This is a genomic window from Rahnella sp. P4_A8, from assembly GCF_056402435.1.
The window spans coordinates 1-647 of the sequence record NZ_JBFUHK010000354.1 but is presented as its reverse complement, the minus strand read 5'-3'; the positions used below and the strand labels follow the sequence as shown (position 1 = coordinate 647).

Here is a 647-nt window from a genome sequence, read left to right as displayed (position 1 = left end):
ACCGTACTCATCGACCAATATTGCCCCGTAATTTGCCATGTCATTGCTTCACTAAGTAGACGATCAGCCAACCCTCAGCTGCCGTGAATGTACCGGTTGAATAATCTGCACCGGCGCTCGAAAGCGAGACGCCGGTCGTTGTCGTGGTTATTTTTCGTCGGGCTGATGAAAGCTCTGCTCCCATGACTGGCGACTGCATCGCTTCCACCTTGTAACCAGACGGCACGGCGTAGGACCACGCCCCGGATACCTGGTCTTTAGAGAGATAGACCGACCCCAATATCAGGATCTTTACTAAACCCGTATTATTCGGCGTTCCCGAGGCGCTCCATGTTTGAATACCATAGCTAGCCAATTAGAATACCCCTGTCAGCTCACCAATTTGGACTCGCAGTACGCCGCTGGCGTCAGCGACACTGATCGTCGTGTTAGTGGTCTTCATCTTTCCGCCGGAACCAGAACCGTAGTTCACGAAAGTACCGCCCTTATCCAAACGCCAGCCGGATACACCCGCTACGTAGTTGTTAGACTGAATGAAGTTGCCGATCTTCGCATTGGTAATCGTCCCGTCCTGCACAAAAGCATCACTGATAAACACCTGGCCGTTCACCACGGCAAATGGTGAATACTGCGTGTCACCTGATTGG

The 647-nt window shown here is 52.2% G+C and carries 2 protein-coding genes; both read right to left on the bottom strand.

What is annotated here, in order from left to right; genetic code table 11:
• Positions 1–40: 40 nt before the first annotated feature.
• Positions 41–355 carry a hypothetical protein gene (locus AC1DUO_RS25950; protein WP_041689158.1) on the bottom strand — a complete coding sequence of 105 codons (315 nt, stop codon included), beginning with the start codon at positions 353–355 and terminating at the stop codon, positions 41–43.
• On the bottom strand, positions 356–647 hold a 292-nt coding region (locus AC1DUO_RS25945; protein ID WP_477989609.1), incomplete at its 5' end, for a phage tail tip fiber protein.